Origin of the sequence: Helicobacter bilis, from assembly GCF_900198365.1 — a bacterium.
GTDB lineage: Bacteria > Campylobacterota > Campylobacteria > Campylobacterales > Helicobacteraceae > Helicobacter_A > Helicobacter_A bilis_B.
Genome location: NZ_FZMS01000023.1, coordinates 50,962 through 72,718 on the forward strand (window position 1 = coordinate 50,962; position 21,757 = coordinate 72,718).

General features: G+C 33.8%; 23 protein-coding genes and 1 pseudogene. 6 read left to right on the plus strand and 18 right to left on the minus strand.

The window, feature by feature from the left end:
* The first annotated feature begins 32 nt into the window (after positions 1 to 32).
* The 5 genes from hemB to C6H08_RS03825 all read left to right on the plus strand — a co-directional run bounded on the left by hemB (position 33) and on the right by C6H08_RS03825 (position 5,364).
* Positions 33 to 1,013 carry a porphobilinogen synthase gene (gene hemB / locus C6H08_RS03810; protein ID WP_034565810.1) on the plus strand — a complete coding sequence of 327 codons (981 nt, stop codon included), beginning with the start codon at positions 33 to 35 and terminating at the stop codon, positions 1,011 to 1,013.
* A 416-nt stretch (positions 1,014 to 1,429) separates the two neighbouring features.
* Positions 1,430 to 1,585, plus strand: coding sequence for a hypothetical protein (locus C6H08_RS11475; RefSeq protein WP_020995487.1), 156 nt, complete (start codon positions 1,430 to 1,432; stop codon positions 1,583 to 1,585).
* Positions 1,586 to 1,777: 192 nt separating this feature from the next.
* Positions 1,778 to 3,133: a class II 3-deoxy-7-phosphoheptulonate synthase gene (locus tag C6H08_RS03815; protein WP_034565811.1), complete on the plus strand. Its 1,356-nt coding sequence runs from the start codon at positions 1,778 to 1,780 to the stop codon at positions 3,131 to 3,133.
* A 233-nt stretch (positions 3,134 to 3,366) separates the two neighbouring features.
* On the plus strand, positions 3,367 to 3,822 hold the full coding sequence (locus C6H08_RS03820; protein ID WP_034565812.1) for an ankyrin repeat domain-containing protein: 456 nt from the start codon (positions 3,367 to 3,369) through the stop codon (positions 3,820 to 3,822).
* Positions 3,823 to 3,927: 105 nt separating this feature from the next.
* A complete protein-coding gene (locus C6H08_RS03825) occupies positions 3,928 to 5,364 on the plus strand; it encodes a catalase (RefSeq protein ID WP_034579571.1) in 1,437 nt (478 codons plus the stop codon).
* A 238-nt stretch (positions 5,365 to 5,602) separates the two neighbouring features.
* Here C6H08_RS03825 and coaBC read toward each other — a convergent pair whose 3' ends face one another.
* From coaBC to C6H08_RS03885, 12 genes are all read right to left on the minus strand, one after another.
* The gene (gene coaBC / locus C6H08_RS03830; protein ID WP_034565815.1) at positions 5,603 to 6,862 is read right to left on the minus strand and encodes a bifunctional phosphopantothenoylcysteine decarboxylase/phosphopantothenate--cysteine ligase CoaBC; all 1,260 of its coding nucleotides are present in this window, start codon (positions 6,860 to 6,862) and stop codon (positions 5,603 to 5,605) included.
* A gap of 136 nt (positions 6,863 to 6,998) precedes the next feature.
* Complete coding sequence (locus C6H08_RS03835) at positions 6,999 to 9,914, minus strand: YidC/Oxa1 family membrane protein insertase (protein ID WP_034579574.1); 2,916 nt, start codon at positions 9,912 to 9,914, stop codon at positions 6,999 to 7,001.
* Positions 9,911 to 11,590 carry a CDP-glycerol glycerophosphotransferase family protein gene (locus C6H08_RS11865; RefSeq protein ID WP_052099986.1) on the minus strand — a complete coding sequence of 560 codons (1,680 nt, stop codon included), beginning with the start codon at positions 11,588 to 11,590 and terminating at the stop codon, positions 9,911 to 9,913. Before C6H08_RS11865 ends, C6H08_RS03835 begins: the two co-directional genes overlap by 4 nt.
* A 413-nt stretch (positions 11,591 to 12,003) precedes the next feature.
* Positions 12,004 to 12,816, minus strand: coding sequence for a hypothetical protein (locus tag C6H08_RS03845; protein WP_138154548.1), 813 nt, complete (start codon positions 12,814 to 12,816; stop codon positions 12,004 to 12,006).
* Positions 12,761 to 12,982, minus strand: a complete 222-nt coding sequence (locus C6H08_RS03850; protein ID WP_104686110.1) for a hypothetical protein — start codon at positions 12,980 to 12,982, stop codon at positions 12,761 to 12,763. The genes C6H08_RS03845 and C6H08_RS03850 overlap by 56 nt, the downstream gene beginning before the upstream one ends.
* Positions 12,983 to 13,034: 52 nt before the next feature.
* On the minus strand, positions 13,035 to 13,703 hold the full coding sequence (locus tag C6H08_RS03855) for an ATP-binding cassette domain-containing protein (protein ID WP_052099925.1): 669 nt from the start codon (positions 13,701 to 13,703) through the stop codon (positions 13,035 to 13,037).
* A gap of 9 nt (positions 13,704 to 13,712) precedes the next feature.
* Entirely contained in the window at positions 13,713 to 14,555 is an 843-nt protein-coding gene (nikC, locus tag C6H08_RS03860; RefSeq protein WP_034578892.1) for a nickel ABC transporter permease subunit NikC, read from the minus strand.
* Positions 14,556 to 14,570: 15 nt separating this feature from the next.
* Complete coding sequence (gene nikB, locus C6H08_RS03865; RefSeq protein ID WP_034562819.1) at positions 14,571 to 15,521, minus strand: nickel ABC transporter permease subunit NikB; 951 nt, start codon at positions 15,519 to 15,521, stop codon at positions 14,571 to 14,573.
* Positions 15,521 to 17,143: a nickel ABC transporter substrate-binding protein gene (nikA, locus tag C6H08_RS03870; RefSeq protein WP_034578890.1), complete on the minus strand. Its 1,623-nt coding sequence runs from the start codon at positions 17,141 to 17,143 to the stop codon at positions 15,521 to 15,523. Before nikA ends, nikB begins: the two co-directional genes overlap by 1 nt.
* A gap of 219 nt (positions 17,144 to 17,362) precedes the next feature.
* Positions 17,363 to 17,629, minus strand: a complete 267-nt coding sequence (locus C6H08_RS03875; protein ID WP_052099924.1) for a hypothetical protein — start codon at positions 17,627 to 17,629, stop codon at positions 17,363 to 17,365.
* Between the two features lie 232 nt (positions 17,630 to 17,861).
* Positions 17,862 to 18,164: a TrbG/VirB9 family P-type conjugative transfer protein gene (locus C6H08_RS03880; RefSeq protein WP_233708473.1), complete on the minus strand. Its 303-nt coding sequence runs from the start codon at positions 18,162 to 18,164 to the stop codon at positions 17,862 to 17,864.
* Positions 18,165 to 18,183: 19 nt separating this feature from the next.
* Positions 18,184 to 18,501: a TraM recognition domain-containing protein gene (locus C6H08_RS03885; protein WP_034562825.1), complete on the minus strand. Its 318-nt coding sequence runs from the start codon at positions 18,499 to 18,501 to the stop codon at positions 18,184 to 18,186.
* Between the two features lie 166 nt (positions 18,502 to 18,667).
* Between C6H08_RS03885 and C6H08_RS03890 the strand changes: the two genes are divergently transcribed.
* A complete protein-coding gene (locus C6H08_RS03890) occupies positions 18,668 to 19,099 on the plus strand; it encodes a hypothetical protein (protein WP_034578887.1) in 432 nt (143 codons plus the stop codon).
* A gap of 3 nt (positions 19,100 to 19,102) precedes the next feature.
* Here C6H08_RS03890 and C6H08_RS03895 read toward each other — a convergent pair whose 3' ends face one another.
* The 6 genes and pseudogenes from C6H08_RS03895 to C6H08_RS03915 all read right to left on the minus strand — a co-directional run bounded on the left by C6H08_RS03895 (position 19,103) and on the right by C6H08_RS03915 (position 21,439).
* Positions 19,103 to 19,600, minus strand: coding sequence for a hypothetical protein (locus C6H08_RS03895; protein WP_138154547.1), 498 nt, complete (start codon positions 19,598 to 19,600; stop codon positions 19,103 to 19,105).
* A 46-nt stretch (positions 19,601 to 19,646) separates the two neighbouring features.
* On the minus strand, positions 19,647 to 19,805 hold the full coding sequence (locus C6H08_RS11230; protein WP_158656800.1) for a hypothetical protein: 159 nt from the start codon (positions 19,803 to 19,805) through the stop codon (positions 19,647 to 19,649).
* A 55-nt stretch (positions 19,806 to 19,860) separates the two neighbouring features.
* Positions 19,861 to 20,157 (minus strand): hypothetical protein, encoded by a 297-nt coding sequence (locus C6H08_RS03900; protein WP_034562831.1) that lies wholly within the window; start codon positions 20,155 to 20,157, stop codon positions 19,861 to 19,863.
* A 13-nt stretch (positions 20,158 to 20,170) separates the two neighbouring features.
* Positions 20,171 to 20,440 (minus strand): annotated as a pseudogene (locus C6H08_RS03905) (type II toxin-antitoxin system YafQ family toxin); the annotation flags it as partial.
* 4 nt (positions 20,441 to 20,444) lie between these two features.
* Positions 20,445 to 20,708 carry a hypothetical protein gene (locus tag C6H08_RS03910; protein ID WP_034562833.1) on the minus strand — a complete coding sequence of 88 codons (264 nt, stop codon included), beginning with the start codon at positions 20,706 to 20,708 and terminating at the stop codon, positions 20,445 to 20,447.
* Between the two features lie 44 nt (positions 20,709 to 20,752).
* The gene (locus C6H08_RS03915) at positions 20,753 to 21,439 is read right to left on the minus strand and encodes an AAA family ATPase (protein WP_034562835.1); all 687 of its coding nucleotides are present in this window, start codon (positions 21,437 to 21,439) and stop codon (positions 20,753 to 20,755) included.
* Positions 21,440 to 21,757 lie beyond the last annotated feature (318 nt).

Below are 21,757 nucleotides of genomic sequence, written 5' to 3' on the forward strand. Positions count from 1 at the left end.
TAGTGAAAATACAAGAAACAAAAGGATAAAAAGTGTTTCAAAGAAAAAGGCGATTGCGTTTAAATAATGTTATGCGAAATCTTGTGCGTGAAAATGCCTTGAGTGTCAATGATTTTATCTATCCCCTATTTATAGTGGAAGGTAAGGGTATTAGAAATGAGATAGATTCTATGCCCGGCGTGTTTCAAATGAGTTTAGATAATATCCTAAAAGAATGTGAAACTTTACAGAATCTAGGCATTTATGCTATCTTATTATTTGGTGTGCCACCGCAACATAAAAAAGATTCCAGCGGCTCTTACACATGGGATAAACACGGCATTATCCCGCAAAGCGTCCAAGAGATAAAAAAGCATTTTCCACAAATGTATGTTATCGCTGATGTTTGCTTTTGTGAATATACAGATCATGGGCATTGTGGCATCTTAGATTCTAAAATACAATCTGTTGATAATGATGCTACTCTTTTGAATCTTGCTAAGCAAAGCGTGGTATTAGCACAAAGTGGAGTAGATATGCTTGCCCCAAGTGCTATGATGGATGGGCAGATTCTAACTATGCGTAATGCCCTAGATTCTAATGATTTTGTGAATCTTCCTATTATGAGTTACTCTACAAAATTTGCTAGTGCATATTATGGTCCTTTTAGAGAAGTCGCACAAAGTAGCCCTAGCTTTGGCGATAGAAAGAGTTATCAAGAAGATAGTGCAAATGCTAGAGAAGCTATCCTTGAAAGTCTAAATGATGAGAATGAGGGGGCTGATATACTCATGGTAAAACCTGCCTTAGCCTACCTTGATATAGTAAAATCAATACGAGAAAAAAGCTTATTGCCCCTTGCTGTATATAATGTGAGTGGTGAATACGCTCTGCTTAAAGCTGGAGAAAAGCTTGGCATTATCGATTACGAAAAAGTCATGCTAGAAACCCTGCTTAGCTTTAAAAGAGCAGGAGCTGATATTATCATTACTTATCACGCAAAAGAAGCAGCTAAGATTCTAAAAGGCAATTAAGCAAAATATAATGAAACTATATGATTTACAATATTAAAATATTGTGTATTTTTACGAAAAAATATTACTTTTTAAAGAATATGCAAATAAAAATATTATAGAATCTTGCTTTGTAAAGTGAAGCGGAAAAACGAAAGAAGTTTAAGAAAAATCTTAAGCTATTGAAAGAAGTTTTAAAGGTCGTATCACTTATAACAAGCATAGCCTACATGCTAAGACTATTATTGGGATACTAAAGAAAAAGCCCCTCTTAGGAGAGGGGCAAGGGAATTATAACATAAAAGGGCTTAATATGGATTTTCTATTTTGGTGTATGGGTATTTTTATATGTTGTTAGCTATTTTTTAATTGGTATAACGACAGAGAAATCAAGGCATTAAAAGATAGAATCAACAAGCTAGAAAAAGGAGCTAACAATGTGGAAGCTACTTGAGAATATAGGCTTAGGTTTGTTTGTGAATGCCTTGTATTCTATAATGAATCTAAATTTTGAAACAGCACCTTTTATAGTGCTAGTGTTAAGTGTGATACTTATGAGTATGTCAATTTATAGTCAAAGGAAAAATAAATGAGTGCATGGGATATAACAGCGATTATAACCGCAATTATTACGGCTATGGCAGGGATAAAGTTAGTAATTGACTTGAGAAAGGAGAAATAAATGAACAATAACATGAGACAACAACGCAAAAACGAAGTTATGGTTTTGCTTGAGAATAAACAGATACAAGAGCGATTATGTGCTTTATGAAGAAAGGAATGCAATGTCTATAACAACAACTACATGGAATAAAAGCAGTTGGAGAGATTTTCCAATCAAGCAGCACCCAATCTACACAGATAAAAATGCCATAGAATCTGTAGAGAAAGAGCTATCAGGCTTACCACCATTAGTATTTGCTAAAGAAGCAGATAGTTTGAAAGAAAAGTTTGCAAAGGCTAGTCGCGGCGAAGCATTTGTATTGCAAGGGGGCGATTGTGCGGAGAGTTTCTCACAATTTAATGCAAATAATATTAGAGATATGTTTAAGATTATCTTGCAAATGAGTGTGATTCTAACCTTTGCTTCAGGCTGTCCAATAGTGAAAGTCGGTCGTCTAGCAGGGCAGTTTGCAAAGCCTAGAAGTAGCGATACAGAAACAATTGATGGCATAAGTTATCCTAGCTATCGTGGTGATTTAATCAATTCTCAAGAGCTTGATAAAAGAGAGCCAGATCCCACAAGGCTATTAAAAGGTTATCATCAAAGTGCAAGCACACTCAATCTTTTGCGTGCGTTTTCACAAGGTGGATTTGCAAATTTAGAGCAAGTGCATTTATGGAATCTTAGCTTTGTTGAGAATAATAATTTTGGTAAAAAATACGCCGAATTAGCAAGTGATATAGCAAAGTCCCTGCGTTTTATGAAAGCATGTGGCATTGATACAAATAATACTCGACAGCTTAAAGAAGTATCCTTTTATACTTCACATGAAGCCCTTGTATTGCATTATGAAGAGGCTTTAACGAGGCAGGATTCACTCAGTGGCAACTGGTATGACTGCTCTGCACACATGCTATGGATAGGGGAGAGGACACGCGATATTGACCACGCGCATTTAGAGTTTTTACGCGGTGTTAAAAATCCACTTGGGGTAAAAATAGGACCAAATGCTACAAAAGATGATATTCTAAAAATTTGTGATATTTTGAATCCAAACAATGAAGCAGGGCGACTGAATCTTATTGTGCGTATGGGAGCGGATAAAATCGGGGATAAATTCCCAAAATTGCTTAAAGAAGTATGCAGTGATGGGCGTAATATCTTATGGAGTTGCGATCCAATGCATGGTAATACAAAAGTAGCAAGTAGCGGTTATAAAACCCGTGCGTTTGAAGATATTGTAAGTGAAATCGAGCAGTTTTTTGCTATACATGCAGCACAAGGTAGCATTGCAGGTGGTGTGCATCTTGAGATGACTGGCGCTGATGTAACAGAATGCGTGGGGGGAATACAAGCCATTGCGGAAGATAAGCTGCATACAAATTATCACACGCAATGCGATCCAAGGCTAAATGCTACACAGGCACTTGAGCTGAGCTTTATGTTAGCACAAATACTTGCCAATCGAGCTGTATGATATTTCATATAAAATGTTATATAAGTGCATAAAAATTATAATAAGAATTAGATGGGTTATATGCTTATGTTTGTAGTCGTTGCGATCAAAAACAATGAGATGTATCTTAATGCACTTTGATATGTGGGGTTAAAATGCTAAGATACTTTGTATTTCCTGCATACTTATTTTATAAATATGGAGTTTGTGTATCTATGTGTAAGATAAGATATATTTTTATTGAAAGGTGATTAATGGATACAGAAGATGAGCGGAGGCTAGAAGAGTTTGTTGCACAAAGTTTTGATTTTGCAAGGCAAAATGATAAGGAAGCATTAGAGATTATGATTAAAGCTGGATTAAATGTTAATTTGGCTAATCATCATGGAAACACCTTGCTTATGCTTGCTGCCTATAATAATAGCTTGGAAACTGCAAAAATGCTCTTAGAATATGGGGCAGATGTCGATAAAAGAAATGATAAGAATCAAACGCCTTTGGCTGGAGTGTGTTTTAAGGGATATTATGAGATGGCTGAACTTCTCATACAATATGGTGCGGATGTAGACGCAGATAATGGGCGAGGATTAACTCCTATTAATTGCGCCGTTATGTTTAGAAGAAAGAATATCATTGAACTTTTGCTTAAATACAAAAAACAAAGATTGTCTTTTATGCAAAAGATTGCTATTTTTCTCTTTAATAGATGAATGTTTTGAACAACTTTGATTTTGTTAATTTGCATTTATTTTAATATGATAGTGTGTCTAGCAGAGTAATATGGTTATAGACTATATGCTCTGAAAGGATTTAATATGAGCAAAAAGCTTACAACAGCAACAGGCACACCAATCGGTGATAATCAAAACTCGATTACAGCAGGTAGTAGAGGTCCCACACTTTTACAGGATACTTGGCTTTTAGAAAAGTTGGCACATTTTGATCGGGAGAGAATTCCGGAGCGTGTCGTGCATGCTAAAGGAAGTGCAGCTTACGGAGAACTTACAATCACTAACGATATTACCATGTATTCCAAAGCAGATATTTTTAGTCAAGTAGGTAAGAAGACAAAAGCATTTTTACGTTTTTCGACTGTCGCAGGAGAAAGAGGAGCGGCTGATGCAGAACGCGATGTGCGTGGATTTGCATTAAAATTTTATACAAATGAAGGCAATTGGGATATTGTAGGAAATAACACACCTGTCTTTTTTATTAAAGATGCAGTAAAATTTCCTGATTTTATTCATACGCAAAAAAGGGATCCAAAGACAAACTTACGATCTGCAACGGCAGCGTGGGATTTTTGGAGTTTGCATCCAGAATCACTCCATCAAGTAACAATTCTTATGAGTGATAGAGGGATCCCAAGAAGCTATAGGGAGATGCATGGATTTGGTAGTCATACCTATAGTTTTATTAATGCAAAAAATGAGCGTTTTTGGGTAAAGTTTCACTTTAAATCTATGCAAGGAATCCATAACCTAACTAATGCAGAAGCAGAGGCAATTATAGCAAAAGATAGGGAGTCTCATCAAAAAGACTTGTTTGAAAACATTGAAAAAGGAAATTTTCCTAAATGGAGATTCTGTGTGCAGGTTATGCCTGAAAAAGAAGCTCAGAATTACAAGGTAAATCCTTTTGATTTGACAAAGGTATGGAGTCACAAGGATTATCCACTTATTGAAGTGGGAATTTTAGAGCTAAATAAGAATCCAGAAAATTATTTTGCCGAGGTAGAACAAGCCGCATTTAATCCAGCCAATATTGTCCCAGGTGTTGGGTATAGTCCAGATAAGATGTTACAAGGAAGACTTTTTAGCTATGGTGACACGCAGAGATATAGGCTTGGAATCAATCATTCCCAACTTCCTGTAAATGCTGCTATTGCATCTGTGAGTAATACACACAGAGATGGTTACATGCAAAGAGGAAGTTTTGGTGGAGAGAGAAACTATAATCCAAGTATATTTAATGATTATGTGGAAGATTCTAAAGCAATCGAGCCTCCATTGCATATTCAAGAGGGCAATGTTATAACAAGATATAATCATAGAGATGATGACAATGACTACTATAGTCAAGCAGGAGATTTATATCGTCTTATGAATGCTGGTCAAAAAGAAGTGCTTTGTCAAAATATTAAGGAAGCAATGGAAGGTGTGCCAGTTGATATTCAAAGACGACAGATTGAGCACTTCACGAAAGCAGATGCAGCCTATGGTAAGAGAGTGGCCGAACTTTTAGGCTTATAGCCTAAATTCTCTGTGAGCTTGCATGAAACATGACGCAGTGTCTTTAGATATGTGCAGATTATTTGAGTGTCATTGCACTCACATAGAATATAAACTTATTGCAATGGGAAACAATTTAGGAATATGAAGATTTCTGCTATGTGGTTTTTATGATTAAGATTAACCCTTTAGTTGGCTGCATTATATTTTATACAACAAGATGTATGATTATTTAGTAACAATTAAGATTATAATTAGGTTATAGCCCAAGAGCTTGTAAATGCAGACAGATTTCTAAACTTACTTCAAGCTTTGTGCCTTGTATATATTTTTCAGAATCTTTTGTAATAAGATAAAGTTTATTATGTGTAGCTCCAAAACCCATATTAGATTCACTAATAATATTTAGACACATCATAGAGCATTGTTTTTTAATAAGTGCATTTTTTGCGTTAATCTTCGCATTTTCTTTGTCGCATTCTGCTTTAAAGCCAATCTTTATAAGATTAGTAGCATTAAGTGAGGCTAAAATATCTTTGTTTTCATATAAATTTAGGGTCATTGTATCGCCTAAATCTTTCTTTTTTAACTTGCCCTCTCTTTTATGCGGGATATAATCGCTTATTGCTGCTGCCATGAAGAGATAGATTTTCTCATTCTTTATAGAATCTATTGTATGTTTAAGTGCGTTTTCATAATCTTTTGAGCTTTTTACTTGTATGTGTTTAATGCTTGGTGGTAACGTTATCGGCGTTTTAGAGCTAATGAAAATGACTTTCGCACCTAGATAATAGAGCACTAAAGCAAGATTGCTAGCTTGCATACCGCTTGAGTGATTGCTAATACATCGCACAGAATCAATCTCTTCAATACTGCCACCACCTGTAACAATGGCGTATTTATCCTGCCAGTATGGATTGTTAAAAACCGCTTTCTTTAAGGCAAAAAGCATAGTTTCAGTGTCTGCCATCGCCCCATTGCCTATATCACCACATGCTAGCATGCCTAAGGCTGGGTTAATAATCTCATAGCCGCTATTTTTTAGAATCTCTATGTTTTTCTGCGTAATGGGATTTTCTAGCATGAGAGTATTTGCGCTTGGGGCGAGAAGCTTTGGGATATTTGGCAGGGCAAGGGCGGTTGATAGGTAGATATTGTCAGCAATGCCATTTGCGAGTTTATTGAGACTATTTGCAGTGAGTGGTGCAAAGAGAGCAATATCAGCCCATTTCGCATAGCCAATGTGATTTTGCGGTGGGTTGGAATCGTTTTGCATATTGGATTCTAAAATGTTTGAATCCGTGTAAGGCATACTAGCCCAGCATTCATTACTATCATGAAGCAAGGGCGTATTGCTTAGCGTCTCAAAGCTTAGAGGCGTGATGAATTTTAACGCACTCTGCGTAGCGACAACGCGGACTAATGCCCCCTCTTTACGCAAAGATCTAATTAGCATTAAAATCTTATAAATCGCAATAGAGCCACTCACAAATATGAGAATCTTTTTATCTTTTAACATATTTTTCCTTTATGTGCTTATGTGCGATTATACTTAATAATAGGGGAAAATGCAACTATGTATCACATTGTGTTTTAGACTAACCGTTAAAACGCAACGTGATCAAGAACGAATATCTTAAACACGCAAACGACAATTAATGAATCTTGTCAATCTGTAATGTACCATTTTTGACTTCTTTTGTGATATCTTGCCAGTTGTTTTCATTGTAAATGCTGTCATTCACTTGGAAATAGTGGGTAATATTCCATTCATTTTTTTTATGCGTACCAAAACCAGCTGTGATAGGTATTGTTGTAATGATTTTTCTATCTTGCAGATAATTGTTGAGAATGTTTTTTGGCACATTAGGACAACCATTAGGAAGATTCTCGCAAAAAATGCTTGAAATATCGTAATTTGCCATAAGTCTAGAATCTACTTTTAATTCCCCGCTTGTATTAAAATTCTTAAAGAGAAAGAGAATATCAGGTCGCCCCTCTTTTGCTGCTATATTGCTAGGAATGCCTATACTATCGAACCCACTATGATCGCTTACTACAAAAATTTGCGTGTTATCATAAATCTCATTGTCTTTAAGCCATTGTATAAATGTGCTAAGATAGTTCAAGGCACATGCTTCAGAATCATAATGCTTGAAATAAAGTCTTGTTTCTGCCTTATTTCTGTAGGGCATTTCCACTTTATGCGGATAATCATGCCATGCAGTTTTATTGCCAAGTTTATCTTGCCCATTTACAAAGATACATTTTCCTTGCTCATAATACATAGAATATGGAGTATGTGTTATAAGGGTGTGTAAGTATTTAAAGGTTGACTTTTTAGATTCTGTATTATGCAGATGCGTAAAAGCATAAAATGATGAGGTATAAGGTACAGCAGTGATAGCGTTATTATCTATATCTTTATAACGCAGCCATTCGCTATCATTATAAATTCTAGAACGAAACATCTCTGGACTAAAGCGAAATACACCAAAACTTAGAATCTTTTTTATGTTGGCAATACTACCTTTTTCTGCTGCTTCAAATGCCTTAAGAGCAGTATGATTGTTTTGCATGAAATAATCTAAATATGCACGAGTTTGAAATACTACTGCTATATTGTCATTATAGTCTTGTATGCGTTTTGATCCACCAAACATATCATCCACAAAATACGCCACATCATAGCCATTCTTTACAAAAGTATCACCCATAACACCAAAGGCTTCAGTGATACTATCAGCAAGATTATCTTTTCTAGCATTCATATTATATACAGCATAATGCTCCCCGCCGATAAGTGTAGAAAAGCTATGGATGGTAGCATTTGTCGTAGATATAGCGTTATCAAATAGCACAAAGCCATCAAGCTGTGTTTTAAACTCTGGGAATTGCTCTAAGAGTGGATGCATATGTGAGCCACTAAACATATCAAGCACCATAACTACGATATTTTTCTCTGTCTTTGAGTAGGAAAATAACTCTTTTTCATAAGGTTGCAGATTACTATCTTCTGCAACAAGGCTTTTTGGGACTATATAGGTTTTATTTGCTTCCATAATATTAAAGAAAGATATAACACTTAGCACACAAAGACTAATGAGACTAACACTAAAAATACTCTTCAGCCATTTAAAACAAAAATACACAATCGCTACACTTGCTATAAAAGCACACAAGGCATATAAAAGATTATTTGGATTATTAAACTCTGGTTTTTGCAAGACAAAGTGATCCATTACTCCATAATCACCTACAAAAATAAATGTATTGATTATCCCAATAAGAAATAATATGCTTGCAACATATACACCAAACTTAAAAAGTCTTGTTTTATAAAAAAAGCTTGTAATATAAATAATCATAAAGCTAGAACAAAGAAAAGCACCAAATAGTACTGCTAGTGTTTGATAAGTCTCTTTCATAGCAAACTGTGATACATCACTACTATACAAAGCATAAGGGCTAAATACACATATTATAAAGCAGATATTAAGAATAGCTAGAATGCTGATATTACGATAGGTTGCATAAGCCTTAGAATCTAGAGAAGTGTATGGGGTAAATATGTTAAATAATAGAGTTTTGAGTTTTCCTTGTGGTTGTGTAGCTTTGCTTGGTATTTTAGTGCTTTTAGATGAATTGGTGTTGTTAGAATCTCGTTTTTTGGATACTTCGCTTTGCTCAGTATGACAAGACAAAGAATCCGCAATTCTAGTATCTTGGTTAAGATTTGAATCATTAGAATCTCGGCATTCTACGCCAACCCTATCCGCACTTTCACACATTCTAGTAATTGCAGTATTGCTTTGTGAGTTTTGTGTAGATTTGGGGGCAGGAGTTACCTTAGCGGTAGTGACTGCCTCCAAAGACACACAATCTTGCGAATGATTACTTAAAGATGAATGTTTTTTGTGTTTAAATATCTCTTTTAGCAACGCAAACGCCATATTACAAGTCCAATATAATACTAACGCACTAGGCATACTATAGAGTAGCACCAAGAATAATAAGGCAATCAAACTCCCTTGCACTCTTGCACCTAGCTCTTTTGAGCTATAAAAGACATTGATTAAAGTAAAAGCGCTCATCAGTAAAGGCAAGATATGAATACTTAAACCACATAACATAATAGAATCTGGTTTGCTTAAATCATCTATCCATAAGAAACTTACAAACTGGAGATATGAAGCTTTGTTAATAATCTCATACATTGCAAAAAAGAATGGAATCTGCAGGGCTAATCCACCAAGACTACGCAGCGCATAAATAGGGTGATAATTATGCTGCCTGTATAGCGTTTGTGTAAAAGCATAGAGCTTTGCCCTCTTATACACGCTTTTCCACGATTTAATCCTTTTATCTAATTTCTCTTTTAAGTCTGCTTCTTGTTGTGCCTTTTTATCAGTATAGAGAAAGATTTTAAGTAAAAAGAAATTCACCACAAGGCTTAGTAAAATAATGCTTACACCATAGCTTGGTATTATCTTAAGTATATTATGCAATACAACTTCAAGGACTTGTTCCAAAGGAAATATGAAGATATAATAGAGAAGTTCAGTAATCATACATTATCCTTTGCAATGTCTTTTTTAGAATCTAGATTCCGTATAGAATCTTTTTTATCCTGCAAAATAATATGAGAATCTCCACACATACCACTTGCTACATTCTCTAATACTCTATTAATCACATTTATCTCATTATGCAATTCTAGTTTATCTTGCAATCCAGATTCTAGAATCTCTTTTTCTATTCTTAAAATCTCTTGTGCGGTTTTGATACCACCCACACCTTGATACTCCCAAAGAAGTGCTTTCATCTCTCTAATATTTTCTTTTAGCTTGTCATAGCCCTCTTTATCCTGCAATAAAGATTCTATAACGCTTGGCAATCTATCAAACTCACTAGGCTCAATGCTTTTGCCTATCTTGGTTAGAGCATCTTTCACCCAAGGGGTATCATAAATGTCTTCTAAATCATAACCCACAATATTAAAATCAAATGTAGGCGTTAGCACGGGCTTTTCAAACAAGCACACAAAGTCAAATATTACACCGGAGAAATCCCCTATCATCATATCCGCACGATACAAGGCATAGATATTATCCCTGTTATTATCCCATACGATATTGCTGCAATCTTTGGTTTGCTCTCGCAGTGAATCTAGCAGTTCCTTTTCGGAATTATAGCTTTGTGGGTGAGGGCGGATAATAAGATTAAAAGAAGAATCTATAAAAGGTTGAATAAGATTCATACCATATTTGCTAAGCAAAGCCTCTCTCCCCCAAGATGGTGCTAAAAGTATAGTAGTCTTTGTATCTGTCTTTGGAAAAAAGTGTATCTTTTTGTCATCATCTAGTTCTTTATAATCTTGCAACTTTTCTTGTAAAATATCAAGATAAGTGCAGCCGGTGATAACAACTTCTTTTGTTTTAAGATTTCTTACCCTTTCTACTTCGTGGATAAAATCTGTATGTATGATTGAGTTTGTAAAAACACTATCAAAGTAATCAAGGGCAAATACCTCGTAAATATCTACATGTGGGAGCGAGTGGATAATATGGCTATAATGCTTCACACCTTTGCTTCGCTTGATTTGAAGTATATCAAGCTGTGGTGTGCTCATCATTACAATATCAGCTTTAAGGCTATTAAGACGAGAAATAGCTTTAGGGCTATCGCTACTGCCGATGTATTCAAATTGTGCGTTGGGGTTGTGGTTTTGTGCTATGCGTTTGTTTGTATCGTTAGAATCTAGGTTTTTATCATATTGAGTGCGTAAGTGCGAAATATCTTTTTTAGTTTCTATGTTAGATACTTCACCCAAAGGCTCAGTATGACAAGCAGTTGTAGATTCTAATTTCTGTATAGAATCTTTTTTAGAATCTAAATCTTTTGTATATAGTTCAAAATCCTCTTTTGATGAAGTAAGATAGGTGTAAGGATAAGAGATAGAATCTAGATAAGTTAATATAGGCTTAAAAACATTATGATATTGCTTGCCCTCACTATAAAAGACAAGTTTATGATTTTCTTGCTTACCTTTCTTAAGCTTTACCCCTCCCCCGCCAGATGTCAAAGAAATAACTTTATAAAAAATGCTTTTGAAGAAAAAGAGGGCTGAAGCAAAAAGGGCAATAGCAGATGAAAGCAATAAAGAGCCAGTGCCTGGATCAAGATAGGCAAACAAACTACAAGGCATAAGACATAAAAGCAAGATAAATTTATACAGAATCTTCATGTAAATCCTTTAGTTTCTTACAATATTTTCATGCTAAAAATACAATAAAGCAAATAAATTTTCACAACATTAATGATTATTGATAGCAAAAAATAAGCAAAAATTATAACATAAATTATACGAAGACGCTATGAAAATTTCAAGCGTTTCAATAGCTTAGAATATATTCATTCTATATACCACACAACACTATCACACGATTAAGATCCACTAAACAGCTTTTCACAAGATAACTTAATGCAGTATAGAATCTTGTGCTATGGATTATGAAATATATGTAGATTCTATAATACAAGCCCATAATATAAGCAATATAACTTTCAATAAAGTGTGAAATGGGCTATATCTAAAGGTTAAATTATTTTATCGCCTATGACTTTAAAAGCACTTCTAAGTCTCTTGGGAATTTGCCTTTAGAATCTTTTTTTTGCTCCAAGTGCTTCATAAACTTTGTTTGTTCTATTAAACGCTTCACCGCTTTGCTGACCTGTATATGTAGCATATACCCTGCATTCATTATTTTCACATGAAATTATTGTAATTTCGTGTGTTGTTGTCATTGCAAACTCATTAGACCTATATACTTGCACACCACTAAAATTGCCAGATGAGTCATATTGCCCTTGTCTTTCTTCAGAAAAAGCTCCACCAGCAAAATTATATCCCCCAGATCTACTATAATCTCCGATAGCTACCCCATTTACCATATTAAATTCCATACGATAACCACCCATTGCATTATATGTATAATGTTGCTCTTTGTATTCGCCATGTAGTTTATCATTTACAACGCTAAACTCTGCTTCATACCATGGGATTTCTATCCGTTGTTTTCCATGTAGTTTGCCATCTTTATAATGCAATGTAATCTCGCTTTTACCATCTTTAAGCATTATGCTTTCATGATTATCTTTATTGTGCATGTTACTCATATATTGTTTGCCATGCAGCTTACCATCTTTGCAATTTGTCTCATATACTAGCTTTCCGGTTTCTTTATTATGCGCTTTTGTGTTACATATATTTTTCTTGCAATCATTACTTATGCGAACTTCTATGGAGTCAATCTTTTCTAAATATTCCTCAACCGGTTTATATTCCCCTATCATTACAAATTCACTATTAAAAGGATTAAGCATGCGTGTTATAGCCTTTAGGGTTTTATCATCACTATGATACCCCCCCCCCCCCATCTTTTTTATCATCATCTTCTGTATCGTTTGCATAAAATTTAAAAGTCCCATCTTCTATTTGCATATCATTTAGAGTTGGCACTCTACACATTTCATCTGCTAACACTAGGGTATTTACACATAGCACACCACAGAGTATAAAAGCCCCTTTGTGTAACAAGCTTGTAGAAAGTCGCGTAATATTATGGAATCTAGACATATTCTCTCCTTGTAAAAATAAAAATATGATTGTATCTAAAAAATCATAGATTCTATACTCTTTTGTTAAGTAGCATTTCACAATGCGTAAGACAATAAAAATTATCTCCCATCTTCTTTGCAACGTCTAGGTCATGTGTGATAAGCAAAATGCCTAGTTTATAGGTTTTTTGCAAGTGTTTTAGAAGTTTTAAGATTCTATACTGCACGATACTATCAAGGTCTGTTGTGGGTTCATCAGCGATTAAAAAAGGGGCTTTTGTAAGCAGGGCAAGGGCAATCATTGCGCGTTGTAGCATTCCCCCACTCATCTCAAATGGATAGAGTTTCAATACTTCTTTTTGTAAGCCAACTTCATGCAGCATAGATTCCATAATCTTTATATCCCAATGCGTTTTTAGAGCGTTTGCACTCTCTTTTATATGCGTATGAAGTGAATAGAGTGGATTAAAGCAAGAGCGGGGATTTTGCATAATGCTTGCAAAGACTTTTGCGCGTGAAGTCTGTGGATTAATAGGCATATTATCAAGCAATAATTCACCGCTTACCTGCTTTATATTTTTTGGGAGTAAGCCCTGCATAGCAAGGGTTGTAAGCGTTTTCCCACTACCACTTTTACCAAATAGGATAGTTGTTTGTCCTGCTTTTATACTAAGATTCACATCATTTAATAGAATCTTGTTATTACACATTAAAGTGAGATGTTTAAGCGTTAATGTCATAGATTGCCTTTAAAGGATAATATTTGAATCGCAATCAAAATAATCTCGTAAGCTATCACCTAGCATATTAAACAAAGCAACTGCTATAAATAGGGCTAATCCCGGATAAAGCAATAACTCCGGATTGCTAAATACATAATCTTTAGAATCACTTAGCATAACCCCCCATTCTGCCTGTGGTGGCTGCACGCCAAGTCCAAGAAAAGATAGTCCAGCAATATGCAGCATAATATGCCCTATATCCATAGTCGCAAGCACAAAGCATTGTGTAAGGATTGGCGTCAGCATATTGCGTTTAAAAATCTGCCAATTACTCGCACCATAGACTTGTGAGAGTAGCACAAACTCGCGGTGTTTTAATCCTAGCACAATACTGCGGATAATCCTTGCATACCAAGCCCAATGCGTTAGGGCAATAGCAAGCATTACATTTTCTAATCCAGCCCCTAGTATGCCAACTAAAAAGAGTGATAATACAATAGTAGGCAAACTTAAAAACAAATCGCATATCCTCATAATAAACTTATCGATTTTCCCACCAAAAAATCCAGCAATACCACCGATACTTATCCCCAAAAACATAACGCATACTAAGATTATCCCCACAGAAAAAAGCGAGATTCTAGCCCCAAATATTAAACGCGTGAAAATATCCCTGCCAAGATGATCTGTCCCTAAAAAATGCTCTGTGCTAATAGGTGAGAATCTATTATCTAAATCAATCGCATCAGGGGCATAAGGCAAAAAGAATGGTGCAATGAGTGCAATAAGTAGTAAGAAAATAATCATAACAAGAGCGAACTTCCCCATAAAAGAAAGCTTTTTTCTATATAGCTTAGAATCTGTTGTCATCGCACACTTCCAATTTTATAATACATGAGAGCCTTCCATATTCTTTCTTATGCGTGGATCAAGGGCTGCATAACATATATCAATAATGAGATTACACAAAGAAAACACAAGGCACATAATAAGCACAAAGCATTGAATAATAGGATAATCATGATTTGCAATGCCTTGTAAGCTATAATAGCCAATGCCCGGTATCGCAAAAATGCTTTCTATAATAAGCGCTCCACCGATTAACTCCCCAAAGTGCATGCCAAGTGCGGTGATAATAGGCAAAGTCGCATTGTAGAAAACATGCTTGATTGTTACATGTCCCTTTTTTAATCCACGCAAATACGCATAAAGGATATGTCTCTCCTTTGAGACTTCAAGCATATTTGCACGGATAAGGCGTATATTTACACATATTGACATGAAAGCAATGCTTATAGCAGGTAAAATGAATGAATGAAGTCCATCTACACCAAGGGCTGGTAGCCAACCAAGTGTGAGAGAAAAAAGCATAATAAGTAAAAATGCAAACCAAAAGTTAGGCATACAAACACCAATAAAGCAAATAAAGCGAATGAGAAAATCAGGGATTTTATCTCTATAATACGCAGCGATTATCCCAAAAGGCACAGACACTATAATCGTAAGTAAAAACGCAAAGAGTGCAAGTAAAAGTGTATTGGGTAAATAATACAAAAAATCACTCCATACATCTCTATCACTCATATATGACTTACCAAAATCAAGTGAAACTGCCTTTTGTAGCCACAAGAGATATTGCTCTAATATAGGCTTATCTAAGCCAAACTCATGGCGGATCTCTGCTATTACTTCAGGTGTTGAGGGCAGGTTTGAGTTTATAAGATATTGTGCTACTGGATCAGTATTATTCAACCTTAAAAGATAGAAAATAATGAAAGAAGCAAGAAAAAGTATAGGAATAATCATAAAGATTCTATACAAAATGTAGCGAAGCATTATTCATAAAACTCCCAAAATGGAATCTCAAATACCCTTACATCAGGGGCTATGCCTTTGATACCCGCTCTCGCAACAACTTTATTTGTATCATAAGTGAGTGGTATATAAATCTGCGTGCTATATAGCATATCAAGAAAGCTTTGCGTTTGTTTAGCTAGATTTTCTTGTGCTTTATTTGAATCTATTTTTTTGGAATCTGCGTATATATCATAAGGACTTTCAATAAGGGTTTTAATCGCTTTATCAATAGAATCCTTATTTATAGAATCTGTTTTAGGCAAGGCTACTTGTGCCATATAATCAGCATGTCCCTTATGTCTCATGGAGTTGATAAAGGTAAATGGCTCATAAGGCACACCCCATGTTTGACTAAAGCATAACTCAAACTGCCCTTGTGTTTGCTTTTTTCTATACATTGTTACTTCATTTGGGATTAACTCTAAAAAGATTCCAATATCTTTTAATTGTGCTTGCATAATGGTGGCAATGGCTTTTTGTGTGGGATTATTTGCTATGAAGTGAAGTTGAACTTGTAGTTCTTTATTATCTTTATATAGATAGCCATCACTCTTTTTTGTATAGCCCATTTTTGCTAGAAGATTTAGTGCCTTGTCTTTGTTATAGGTTAGCGGCGTGTAGCTTTTTGTCTTTGTAAAGGGGAGATTTTGATTAAATAAAAATTGTGCCTCTTTTTGATAGCCATAATACACAGATTCTATAATCTTTGCTTTATCTATGCTTAGGGCTAGGGCTTCTCGCATATCTTTGTCTTGCAAGGTTTTACTTGCTGGATTTACAATAAGAAATGTGGTAAAGGCTGGGGGGCTAAGAAAGGTTTGAAACTGCTTTGTTTCTGCGATATTATGAAAAATCTCAATAGGGATAGAATCAGAACCATAAATCATATCAACTTGCTTTGTTTTGAGTGCTACTAGCTTTGCATTTGGATCAATTATGATTTTTGTAATGATAGTATCATAATAGATTCCATTATATCTAGCTTTATCCCAATAATGTGGATTTTTACTAAAAGTATTACTTATGCCAACTTTTGTATCTGTTAGCATATATGGACCTGTGCCAATGGGCTTTTTAGGATTATTTTTTGCTAAGTCTAAGTCTTGTGGAATCATACTTGGAGCAATAAAGCGAAAGGGGCGAACAAGGGCTAATTCATTTAATGTTGCAATATAGGGGTGTTTTAGTGTTAGCTTAATCGCATAGTCATCAAGGGCTACTACGCTATCGATTGTCATAACAAGGGCTGACCATGAATGCCTTGCTTTATTCTTTAAAATCGATTGAAAGTTTTTTACAACTGCTTGTGCGTTAAAAGACTCTCCATTAGAAAATAACACATTTTTTCTTAAATGAAAAATATAGCTTTTTCCAGAATCTTTAACCTCCCAAGAGAGTGCTAGCGAGGGTGTAATATTGCCCTTGCTATCAGTCTTTACTAAGCCTTCATAAATCATATTTTGTGCGTAAAGCTGATTGAGATTATAGCCCTGTGGATTCATATCGCCGACATTTTGTGATACTGCTACACGCAAGATATTTTCAGCAAAAGCATAGTGAAAACTACATAGCAATAATAAAGGCAATAAGATTCTATACATGCGATATTCCTTTTATTTGTGATGATTTACAATCTAGTGTTTTGATTTATATTAAATAGTTGAGTGTATATTTTGCTTTTTTGGATTCTCATATTAATTTAGAATCTAAAAATACTTTCACAATAAATCTGCGTAATGATAGCACGAAATAATAAACTATGCTATCTAAATATTACGATTATATTGTAAGTAATATTTTAAATCTAGATCTAGTATCTATCATGTTGAGTGAAGTGGAGTATCTAGTACGGAATGCGAAAAAAAATGTTTCTCTATAAAATCACAACAAGTCGCCTTGGATTCTTTATTTCCATGAACTTGCGTGTTTATGGTGTATTCACTGCCATTGCTTGCACTGCCCTCTGTGTAAAGATTGTATGAGTTTAACACTTTATTGACACTTTCATTTTGTGTTTTTGCAATATTTTGTTTTCGTTTATCCTCTACTTCTTTTGCTTTTACAATCTCTTTGCGATAATTATCCATATCTCCATTTTTTAAATATGTTTTTGCATTTGTATTGCACGATTTTCTTTTTGTTTGGGGCTTATTGCTAATTTGTATGCTTTTGTTTGTGATGATAGATTCCTTTGCATTTCAACTTCTTTTTTTCTTATATTAATATAATCATCAAGTTCTTTCTTTTTTACTGCTATTTCTTTTATTGCTATTACGGCGTATTCTTTTGTTAATTGCCAACCCTTTTTAGCCCCTTTCTTTAAAAGCTGTATGATTTTATTTTCTCTAGTTCTAATTGTTCTTTTTCCTCTTTAGTATAAGGTGTTTGAATATTTACAATAAGATTTGGTGGATTTTTACTCTTGTAGTCTGTGCTGAATACATAAAGGTTGTAAATCCTCTTATCTTGTGTAAAAATAGTAAGGTTTGTATCTATACCTATGAGTTTTGGTCGTATAGATAATACGTTTTCCATGTGCGGCAATTCTTTGACTTCAAAGCCTATGCTATCTCCAAGTGTATAGCCTATAATCTTAGATTCCATAATGATTGTTGAAGTCATTGCATATCGTGTTCTTATTTTAATAGTATCCAAGACTTGATAAATTGACATCAAGGATTGCACTGCCTATTTCTTTTTGTTTAAAAAGCACTTGTCTTTTATTTTTGCTTGCTTGTGATAAAAAGTTAATCTCACTACCGCTTAGAGATAATTTTGAGTAAAGTTGCTCTAATGTTTTTTCATCTTTTGTTGGGAATATAATGTAATTACTCATATTGTCAATAAAGGTGTTTGCATTAGAGATTTCATCTAAGAAGTCAAGGTTTTGTAGTCCCATAGTGATAACGCCATTGATTTTTCTAATCTCTACAATCATTTCAATGATTTTATCTCTCATGTTTTTATCATTTAAATAGTCTCTTAACTCATCAATCCATATAAAAAAACCTTTATTTGCGTTCTTTGAAATGTTTTTTTATTTTATGGAATAAATACATTGCGCTTAATGCAGATAATTTTGGATTTTTTAGAATGCAAAACTAAATAAACATCACATAAAAACATTGCAATATTATTTTAAAGAATTTCAAAACCTTACAAGCTATTTAGATTCTAAAGCAGATGATAAGATACATTACAAGGAACAACAATTAAGTGATTTTACACTGCTACAAACAAAAATCAATAGTTTCTTTACAGAACATGAAAATGAAATAAAACAACAAGAAAAAGATTTAGAACAACAACAATATTATGCTGACTTTATTGAATGGTATATCATTGATAGAAAGATGAGAAATATAGATTATATGCGTAAATCATTGCATGATAAATACAAAAACAATACTTTGCATGAGTATTTAGAAAAATATGATAATACTGCCTTAGTAGATTATAAAGTGCATTTGCGATTGTTAGAAAAAGAAAAAGAGAAAGAGAAACAAAATGCAAATACACAAGAAAATGCCCTTAATAAGAAAGGGCTTGAGAGATAAGAATTATTTAATTACCATCGTCTCTTTGATTTTTTCTAATTTATCTTTAACAAGCCCATAACGAAAGTCTGTATCATGGTCGCTTATTTCTAGCTTATCAATATAAGGATAAAAAACATCATTTAGCCATTTTGCAAGTGCTTTTTTATTATTAAGATTTGTTTGACTAAAACCTGGAAAATTTCCATAGTATTTTTTACTATGTGTATTTATGTAGCTACCTGCAGTTCTAAACATAGTCTCAAGGATACAAGTATCTACAAAACCATACTTCCCACCAAAATATGCCCCATTAAATCCTTGTCCGTTTAAAAGCTTTTCTCTATCATGCTTATCCCATTCTATATTTTTATAAGGCTCTATTATGTGTGTCATATCGCCAACATAACCATCAATCATGTGTCCCCATTCTGCTTTACTATACTTGCCTGTTGCAATATTTGCATAATATATTGCTTGTTTTAGCATTTTCTTTTTATCATCGGGTATATCATTTTCCAACTCCGCAATAACATTATTATCCCAAACAATAACAACTTGATTGTCTTTAAGCGTTTGTTTGTGCTTCCTGTTGTGCTTTTGCTTCTGCCTTTTTCTTTGCCTCTATCTCTTGTAATGTAGCACCTTGCATATTTACACACAATAATGTTGCACCTAAAACTACTGCACCAAGTCTTTTACTTACTTTCAAAAACTTATTTTCCATAAACTATCCTTTTAAAATAAAATAAAAAATGTATTATAACAAAATCACATGTTTATTACATATTTTTGTATTTATCAAATACTTTAAACTTGATAAACTCTGCGATTTTCATATCATATTGTTCTGCCATTGCCCTTAGCTTTTTACTTTCTGCTGGAGTGCAATAGAAACTATATCTCTCTGTGCTTTTTCTCTCTTTATCTTTTAGTGGTGCTCCATATCTTTTCTTTGAAGTTTCGCCCTCTGCATTTTCGATAAATGTTTCTATATCATTTGCCCTTTTTGTTTTTCTTTCTAACTCTACACTTTTAAAAGTGTTTTGTTTTTGTTGATTAATGTCTTTAATACCCATTGTATTTCCTTTCTTATTTTTTAAATACTTTGCTATGTTTTCCTATACGCAATGCTATTAGCTCTAAGACTTCTTTGTCCTGCCTATAAATTAAAACTAAATCAGGTTTTATATGGCAATCTCTAGCACCTGCTAAATCCCCACTTAAAGCATGGTCTTTATATTTTGGTTCTAAAGTCTCATTATTGCAAAGTCTCTCTAAAACCTCCATAGTATGCTTTAAGTCTTGTGGATTTAATTTCTTTGCTTCCTTAGTAAATCTTTTTGTTAAGTGAAGTTTATACGTACTAGATTATGCCCTCACTTTCAAATGCCTCTTTGACACTATTGTAAGTTTTAAGAGTGCCATTTTTTCTTTGCATTTCTACTTCTTGCATGTCTTGCAATATTTGCTTTTCAAATTCTTTTGGATAGCCATTTTCTGTATATTCTAACTCACTTTCTATCCCCTGCTTACTCTCACATATTTCAATATCTGCATGTATTTCACTTGCTAAATCTTTGAAATTCTTTACAAACTCTTGCTTTACATTTTTAATGACTAAAGTCATGCTATTTCCTTTCTCTCTTGTATGTTTATAAGTTACTTATCTTACTAACTTATTTGTTCGCTCATACTTATTGCCTTAATCTCACATAATAATTCATCATAAAACTTGATAAAATCACTATATGCCCTTTCACTCTCATTACAAAGCTCTGTAATGCCTAAACCTAAACCTGTTGCATTCCTATATGCCTCCCTTTCATAGATAACACTACTCATAAGTTTGAGATTATCTAAATCTTTTTCGCTTATGTATATTTGCAGGTCTTTAACCTTATTTATCAAAAATGGATTGGGACTAGCTTTATTAATCAATATTAATGTTTTTGCATGTGGATTCATAACACTGATTTCATCACATATTGTTATCATTCTATCAAGCACTGCAACATCATATTGACTTGGTATTGTTGGCACAATAATAATATCTGCAACAACTAAAGCTTGTCTCATCTCTTTAGAATCTCTACCACCTGTATCAATAACAATACAATCATATTTTTTCTCTAGATTCTTAATCTCTTTTGTTAATCCATATCCTGTTCTCTGTAATGAATTAAACAAAAACTCATGCTCCGCATTTGTCCTTATGTCTATAAAGGCTTCTGTGCTTCTTTGTGGGTCTGAATCTATAAGCAACACTTCATCGCCCTCTTGTGCTAATTTAATGGCGAGATTCACACTCAAAGTAGTTTTACCACTACCACCTTTTTCATTTGCTATTGCAATAACCATTTGAAATCCCTTTAAATAAATTTAATAGATAAAGCAATAAATAAGATAATATTATACCACATTTTATTGCTTATGTATCTATTAATAAGCATTTTTTAAGAGTGAAAAATACATTTAATTAACATTAAATTTATGTTTTTTATTTGCTTCTTTATATATTAATTATCATTTAATATATTGTATATTATCTTATATTTAATAATATTTAAACATTAATTTAAAGAATAATAAAAACTAAAATTTAGCTATTAAAACGCATAAAAAGCATTTATTAGCATATTAATTAATCATACTATCAATCTCAAAACACATAAAAAC

Excerpts from the sequence above, each read along its gene's own strand:
- C6H08_RS03825 (WP_034579571.1), top strand. The coding sequence starts at position 3,928 with ATGAGCAAAAAGCTTACAACAGCAACAGGCACACCAATCGGTGATAAT.
- C6H08_RS03900 (WP_034562831.1), bottom strand. The coding sequence starts at position 20,157 with ATGGGTATTAAAGACATTAATCAACAAAAACAAAACACTTTTAAAAGT.
- C6H08_RS11865 (WP_052099986.1), bottom strand. The coding sequence starts at position 11,590 with ATGAAGATTCTGTATAAATTTATCTTGCTTTTATGTCTTATGCCTTGT.
- C6H08_RS03880 (WP_233708473.1), bottom strand. The coding sequence starts at position 18,164 with ATGACTTCAACAATCATTATGGAATCTAAGATTATAGGCTATACACTT.
- coaBC (WP_034565815.1), bottom strand. The coding sequence starts at position 6,862 with ATGTTAAAAGATAAAAAGATTCTCATATTTGTGAGTGGCTCTATTGCG.
- C6H08_RS03820 (WP_034565812.1), top strand. The coding sequence starts at position 3,367 with ATGGATACAGAAGATGAGCGGAGGCTAGAAGAGTTTGTTGCACAAAGT.
- C6H08_RS03815 (WP_034565811.1), top strand. The coding sequence starts at position 1,778 with ATGTCTATAACAACAACTACATGGAATAAAAGCAGTTGGAGAGATTTT.
- C6H08_RS03885 (WP_034562825.1), bottom strand. The coding sequence starts at position 18,501 with ATGAGAGATAAAATCATTGAAATGATTGTAGAGATTAGAAAAATCAAT.
- C6H08_RS03855 (WP_052099925.1), bottom strand. The coding sequence starts at position 13,703 with ATGACATTAACGCTTAAACATCTCACTTTAATGTGTAATAACAAGATT.
- nikA (WP_034578890.1), bottom strand. The coding sequence starts at position 17,143 with ATGTATAGAATCTTATTGCCTTTATTATTGCTATGTAGTTTTCACTAT.
- C6H08_RS03845 (WP_138154548.1), bottom strand. The coding sequence starts at position 12,816 with ATGCAAACGATACAGAAGATGATGATAAAAAAGATGGGGGGGGGGGGG.
- C6H08_RS03875 (WP_052099924.1), bottom strand. The coding sequence starts at position 17,629 with ATGGATAATTATCGCAAAGAGATTGTAAAAGCAAAAGAAGTAGAGGAT.
- C6H08_RS03850 (WP_104686110.1), bottom strand. The coding sequence starts at position 12,982 with ATGTCTAGATTCCATAATATTACGCGACTTTCTACAAGCTTGTTACAC.
- C6H08_RS03915 (WP_034562835.1), bottom strand. The coding sequence starts at position 21,439 with ATGGTTATTGCAATAGCAAATGAAAAAGGTGGTAGTGGTAAAACTACT.
- C6H08_RS03910 (WP_034562833.1), bottom strand. The coding sequence starts at position 20,708 with ATGACTTTAGTCATTAAAAATGTAAAGCAAGAGTTTGTAAAGAATTTC.
- C6H08_RS11230 (WP_158656800.1), bottom strand. The coding sequence starts at position 19,805 with ATGGAAAATAAGTTTTTGAAAGTAAGTAAAAGACTTGGTGCAGTAGTT.
- C6H08_RS03835 (WP_034579574.1), bottom strand. The coding sequence starts at position 9,914 with ATGATTACTGAACTTCTCTATTATATCTTCATATTTCCTTTGGAACAA.
- nikB (WP_034562819.1), bottom strand. The coding sequence starts at position 15,521 with ATGCTTCGCTACATTTTGTATAGAATCTTTATGATTATTCCTATACTT.
- C6H08_RS11475 (WP_020995487.1), top strand. The coding sequence starts at position 1,430 with ATGTGGAAGCTACTTGAGAATATAGGCTTAGGTTTGTTTGTGAATGCC.
- nikC (WP_034578892.1), bottom strand. The coding sequence starts at position 14,555 with ATGACAACAGATTCTAAGCTATATAGAAAAAAGCTTTCTTTTATGGGG.